The 6089-nt window shown below is 65.5% G+C and carries 4 protein-coding genes; all 4 read left to right on the top strand.

Features of this window, described 5'->3' with window-relative positions:
* Positions 1 to 222: hypothetical protein (locus QOC89_RS01695; RefSeq protein WP_323043433.1), on the top strand; the 222-nt coding region annotated here is incomplete at its 5' end.
* Positions 219 to 1205, top strand: coding sequence for a DMT family transporter (locus QOC89_RS01700; protein ID WP_323043434.1), 987 nt, complete (start codon positions 219 to 221; stop codon positions 1203 to 1205). The genes QOC89_RS01695 and QOC89_RS01700, both read left to right, overlap by 4 nt.
* A gap of 149 nt (positions 1206 to 1354) precedes the next feature.
* A complete protein-coding gene (smc, locus tag QOC89_RS01705) occupies positions 1355 to 4873 on the top strand; it encodes a chromosome segregation protein SMC (protein ID WP_323043435.1) in 3519 nt (1172 codons plus the stop codon).
* A gap of 117 nt (positions 4874 to 4990) precedes the next feature.
* The coding region (locus QOC89_RS01710; protein WP_323043436.1) for a cell division protein FtsZ at positions 4991 to 6089 on the top strand (1099 nt) is incomplete at its 3' end.

Genomic DNA, 6089 nt, shown 5'->3' on the forward strand with positions numbered 1-6089 from the left:
CAGGGGAAGCCACTCAGACAATTCGACCAAGCCGGACTACCAGCTCAAAGCGGCCACAGCGACTGCACCGCCGCCAAGGTCAGCCACCCCGCCAAGGTCGGCAACCCGGCCAAGGTCGGCCACCCCGCCAAAGTCCGCAACCCGGCCAAGGTCGGCAACCCGGCCAAGGTCAGCCACCCCGCCCGCACGAACGGCCACCGCCGCGGGATCCTTGCATCATGACCCACTGGCTTCGCAATGGCTGGCCTACCCTGGCGATCATGCTGGGCGCCTCGGTGTGGGGAATGATCTGGTACCCGCTGCGCATGCTGAATGCGCTCGGCGTGACCGGCACGGCGGCGAGCGCGTTGACGAGCGGTGCAGGCTGCCTGTTCGTCCTGCTGGTGCGCCATCGGGCGCTCAGGACCGTGCGCTGGCACTGGCTGCTGCCGGCGCTGGCGCTGGCCGCGGGCATCACCAATCTCGGCTTCGTGTGGGGTTCGATCCACGGCGAAGTGATGCGCGTGCTGCTGCTGTTCTATCTCACCCCCGCCTGGACCGCGCTCTTCGCGCACTTCATCCTGCACGAACGGCTGACATGGGCGGGCGCGGGACTCGCCGCGCTCTCGCTGGCCGGCGCGATGACCATGCTGTGGTCGCCGCAACTGGGCCTGCCGCTGCCCGGCAATCTCGCCGAATGGGCAGGGCTGGCGGGCGGCATGGGCTTCGCGATGAGCAACGTGCTGATCCTCAAGACGAGCCGCGTGCTGCCCGAAATGAAACCGGAAATGCGCACGGCGACGATCTTCGGCGGCGCGGCGATTTTCAGCGCCTTTGCCTCGCTGTTCGAGGCAATGCCCGCACCCCCCACCGGCGCGCATCTCAACACGGCCGCGCTACTGGTGCTTGGCCTCGGGTTTCTGCTGGCGTCGAACAATATGCTCGTGCAGTATGGACTCTCGCGCGTGCCAGCCAATCGGGCGTCGATCATCATGCTGTTCGAGATCGTGGTCACGGCATTGTCCGCGTGGCTCTTCGCCGGCGAGACGCCGGGCCCGCGCGAGTGGGCCGGCGGCGCGTGCATCGTACTGGCGTCGGCGTTATCCAGTTGGGTGCACCGGACCAAGGCTTTGCCGCCTGATCCGGCCATTGAGGATGCGGGTCTTCACGCCAACGATGACACAGACCGTAAGGACGGTAAGAACCGCTCACGCGCGATGGTATGATTGCCCCTCATTAGCTGGCGCACGCTCGATCGCGTTCGCCTGGCGCCCGTATCGCGGGGTTGCGTGGGCCGTTTCGCTGCATCGGCGAACGGCTGGCGGGGCTCTCGTGAGCCACCTTTTATTTTCCCTTTTCAAACAGCGAAATCGCCGTGCGTCTGACCTCGATCAAACTCGCTGGCTTCAAGTCATTCGTCGATCCCACGCATTTCCAGGTACCGGGCCAACTCGTCGGCGTGGTCGGGCCGAATGGGTGCGGCAAGTCCAACATCATCGACGCCGTGCGCTGGGTGCTCGGCGAATCGCGCGCTTCCGAGCTGCGCGGCGAGTCGATGCAGGACGTGATCTTCAATGGCTCGACCGCGCGCAAGCCAGGTAGCCGCGCCAGCGTCGAACTCGTGTTCGACAACGCCGACGGCCGTGCCGCCGGGCAGTGGGGGCAGTATGCCGAAATCGCCGTGAAGCGCGTGCTCACGCGCGACGGCACCTCGAGCTACTACATCAACAATCTGCCGGCGCGCCGCCGCGACATTCAGGACATCTTCCTCGGCACCGGTCTCGGGCCGCGTGCTTACGCGATCATCGGGCAAGGCATGATCGCGCGCCTGATCGAGGCGAAGCCGGAAGAACTGCGCGTGTTCCTCGAAGAGGCCGCGGGCGTGTCGAAGTACAAGGAACGCCGCCGCGAGACCGAGAACCGCCTGCACGACACGCGCGAGAATCTGATCCGCGTCGAAGACATCGTCCGCGAACTCAGTGCGAATCTCGAGAAGCTCGAGGCGCAGGCAATCGTCGCGACCAAATACAAGGATTTGCAGACCGACGGCGAAGAGAAGCAGCGTCTGTTGTGGCTGTTGCGCAAGAACGAAGCCGGCGGCGAGCAGGAGCGCCAGCAACGCGCGATCGAACAGGCGCAGATCGACCTCGAAGCGCAAACCGCGAAGCTGCGCGAAGTCGAGGCGCAACTCGAAACGCTGCGCGTCGCGCATTATTCCGCCAGCGACGCGATGCAGGGCGCGCAAGGCGCGTTATACGAGGCGAATTCTGAAGTCAGCCGGCTCGAAGCCGAAATCAAGTTCATCGTCGAATCGCGCAACCGCGTGCAGGCGCAGATCGCGGCATTGACCGCGCAGCGTGAGCAGTGGCAGTCGCAAGCGCAAAAAGCGCAAGACGATCTCGAAGACGCGGCGGAGCAACTCGCCGTCGCCGAAGAAAAAGCCGCGCTGGCCGAAGACGAAGCCGCCGCCAGGCACGACGCGATGCCGGCGCTCGAAGCGCGTTGGCGCGACGCGCAGACCGGACTGAACGCCGAGCGCGGCGGTATCGCGCAGACCGAACAGGCATTGAAGCTCGAAGCCGCGCATCAGCGCAATGCCGATCAGCAATTGCAGCAGTTGCAGCAGCGTCACGAGCGGCTGAAGTCTGAAGCGGGCGGGTTGGACGCCCCCGACGAAGCACAACTCGAAGAGCTGCGCATGCAGCTCGCCGAGCACGAAGAGATCCTGCATGACGCGCAAACACGCCTCGCCGACGCGCAGGAAACCCTGCCGCGTCTGGACGGCGAACGCCGTAGCGCGCAGGAGCGGGTGCAGTCGGAAAACGCGCAGATTCACCAGCTCGACGCACGCCTTGCCGCGCTCAAACAATTGCAGGAAAACGTCCAGACCGAAGGCAAGATCCAGCCGTGGCTCGAAAAGCACGAGTTGGGCGGCCTGCCGCGTCTGTGGAAGAAGCTGCACGTCGAAGCCGGCTGGGAAGCCGCGCTCGAAGCGGTGCTGCGTGAGCGCCTTGCCGCGCTGGAAGTGTCGAACCTCGACTGGGTCAAGGCATTCGCTACCGACGCGCCGCCTGCCAAGCTCGCGTTCTACGCACCGCCGGCAGCCGGTCAACCGGCCGCCACGCCGCCGGCCTTGCGGCCGCTGCTGTCGCTGGTTCGCATCGACGACGCAGGGATTCGCGCCGTGCTGAACGACTGGCTCGGCCTCGCCTTCGTCGCTGACGATCTGCAGCAGGCGCTCGCCATGCGCGCGCAATTGCCGCAAGGCGGTTCGTTCGTCGTGAAGGCCGGCCACGTGGTGACGCGCGTCGGCGTCCAGCTGTATGCCGCCGATTCCGAACAGGCCGGCATGCTGGCCCGCCAGCAGGAAATCGAAAACCTGGCGCGTCAGGTGCGCGCGCAAGCCTTGCTCGCCGATGAGGCGAAGGCTGCCGCGATCCGCGCCGAAGCCGCGCACACGCAAGCCGCACAAGCGTTGACCGATGTGCGTCAACAGTCGGAGCGCGCGACGCAACGCGTGCACGCGTTGCAGATGGACGTGCTCAAGCTCGCGCAAGCGCATGAGCGTTACACGCAGCGCAGCACGCAAATCCGCGAAGAGCTCGAGGAAATCACCGCGCAGATCGAAGAGCAGCGCGCCTTGCGTGGCGAATCGGAAGCAAACTTCGAGCGTCACGACGCCGAACTCGCCGAATTGCAGTCGCGTTTCGAAGACCACCAGTTGGCCTTCGAGGCACTCGACGAAGCGCTCACCGCCGCGCGCGCCCAATCGCGCGATCTCGACCGGGCCGCCACCGACGCGCGCTTTGCCGCGCGCAACATGGCGAACCGCATCGACGAATTGAAGCGCAGCATCCAGGTCTCGCATGAGCAGAGCGAGCGCGTCGCCGCCTCGCTGGAAGATGCGCGCGCCGAGCTGGAAACGATCAACGAGCAAACCGCGCATACCGGCTTGCAGGACGCGCTCGATATCCGCGCGGTCAAGGAAGAAGCGCTGCATGCCACGCGCCTTGAACTGGACGACCTGACCGCGAAGCTGCGTGCCGCCGACGAAACCCGTTTGACCGCCGAGCGCGCGCTGCAACCGCTGCGCGAGCGCATCAACGAATTGCAGTTGAAGGAACAGGCCGCGCGCCTGAACGGCGAGCAGTTCATCGAACAGCTGGCCGCGGCCGGCGTCGACGAGGCGGAACTGCAGGCCAAGCTCACGCCGGACATGAAGCCGTCCTACCTGCAAGGCGAAGTCACGCGGATCAACAACGCGATTGCCGCGCTTGGGCCGGTCAACATGGCCGCGCTCGACGAACTGAAGGCGGCGACCGAGCGCAAAACGTTCCTCGATTCGCAATCGGCCGACCTGAACAACGCGATCGAAACGCTCGAAGACGCGATCCGCAAGATCGACGGCGAAACGCGGACGCTGTTGCAAGGCACCTTCGACGAAGTGAACCGTCATTTCGGCGAGCTGTTCCCGCGTCTGTTCGGCGGTGGCCAGGCCAGGCTGATCATGACCGGCGACGAGATTCTCGACGCCGGCGTGCAGGTGATGGCGCAGCCGCCGGGCAAGAAGAATTCGACGATTCACCTGCTGTCGGGCGGCGAGAAGGCACTGACCGCCACCGCGCTGGTGTTCGCGATGTTCCAGCTGAATCCGGCGCCGTTCTGTCTGCTCGACGAAGTGGACGCGCCGCTCGACGACGCCAACACGGAACGCTTCGCGAACCTCGTGCGCGCGATGTCGGACAAGACGCAGTTCCTGTTCATTTCGCACAACAAGATCGCGATGGAAATGGCGCAGCAACTGATCGGCGTGACCATGCAGGAGCAGGGTGTATCGCGGATCGTGGCCGTCGACATGGAAACGGCTGCGGGTTTCGCCCAGAATATCGGTTAGGTTTTCGTTTAGATTGATCATCGCGGGCGCCCGCGTTCAGCGCAGCGGCCATCGGCCGCGCGACACATGGGGCGGGCGCAGAGCCGCGCACACAGAAGAATTGCTGATGGAGCATGCATGGACGAGTTGACACTCGGTTTGATCGGCGCGGGTGCCGTAGTGGTCGGGGGCGTGGTCGTGTACAACGCATGGCAGGGCGCGAAGGTGCGCCGCAAGATGCCGCGTCCCATGCCGGCCGAGACCGCCGAAAGCTTCGCGCGGGACGATCAGGAGGAGCAGAGCCCGTTTATCGAACCGGCCCGGCCGACCACGCGGCGCGAGCCGGTCGTGGGTTCGGACCCGGCAGCGGAATCAGCGTCGGCGCGCGTCGAGCCGACTTTTGGCGCTGCTGCGCCGCTCGACACGCCCGCGGATATTCAGGCCGAGACGACTACGCCAAATGGCTACCCGGAAGCTGAGGGTGTGGCTCAAGCGGAAGCCGAGGGCGGCCACGCTGCGAAGTCCGACGAACCGGTCGAGCCGATTCTGCCCGCCGCTACGACGATCTCGTCGGCGCCGCCGGCGATTGTCGATCGGCGCATCGACTGCATCGTGCCGATTCGCCTGAACGGCCCAGTGGCCGGCGACAAGGTGATTCCGCTCGCGCAGCGTCTGCGCCGCGCCGGCAGCAAGCCGGTGCATATCGAAGGCAAGCTCGAAGGCGGCGCGTGGGAATTGCTGCAAAACGGCGCACGCTATGAAGAGCTGCGCGCGGCCGCGCAACTGGCCAATCGCAGCGGCGCGCTCAACGAGCTGGAGTTCTCCGAGTTCGTGACCGGCGTGCAGCAGTTTGCCGATGCGCTCGACGCAGCGCCGGAGTTTCCCGACATGCTCGAAACGGTTGCGATGGCGCGCGAGCTCGACGGCTTTGCCGCCCAGTGCGACGCGCAACTGTCGATCAACGTGCTTTCCGACGGCGCGCCGTGGTCGGCCAACTATGTGCAGGCCGTTGCCTCGCAGGACGGCTTGCTGCTTTCGCGCGACGGCACGCGCTTCGTCAAGCTCGACTCGAAGCAAAGCCCGGTGTTCATGCTGCAATTCGGCGACACGAATTTCCTGCGTGACGACCTGACCTACAAGGGTGGTCAGATGATCACGCTGGTGCTCGACGTGCCGGTCGCGGACGAAGACATCCTGCCGTTCCGCCTGATGTGCGACTACGCAAAATCGTTGGCTG

The sequence above is a fragment of the Paraburkholderia sp. genome, assembly GCF_034668105.1.
Lineage (GTDB): Bacteria > Pseudomonadota > Gammaproteobacteria > Burkholderiales > Burkholderiaceae > Paraburkholderia.

What these genes read in the sequence shown, in the direction of transcription:
- QOC89_RS01700 (WP_323043434.1), top strand. Translation starts at nt 219, where the DNA reads ATGACCCACTGGCTTCGCAATGGCTGGCCTACCCTGGCGATCATGCTG.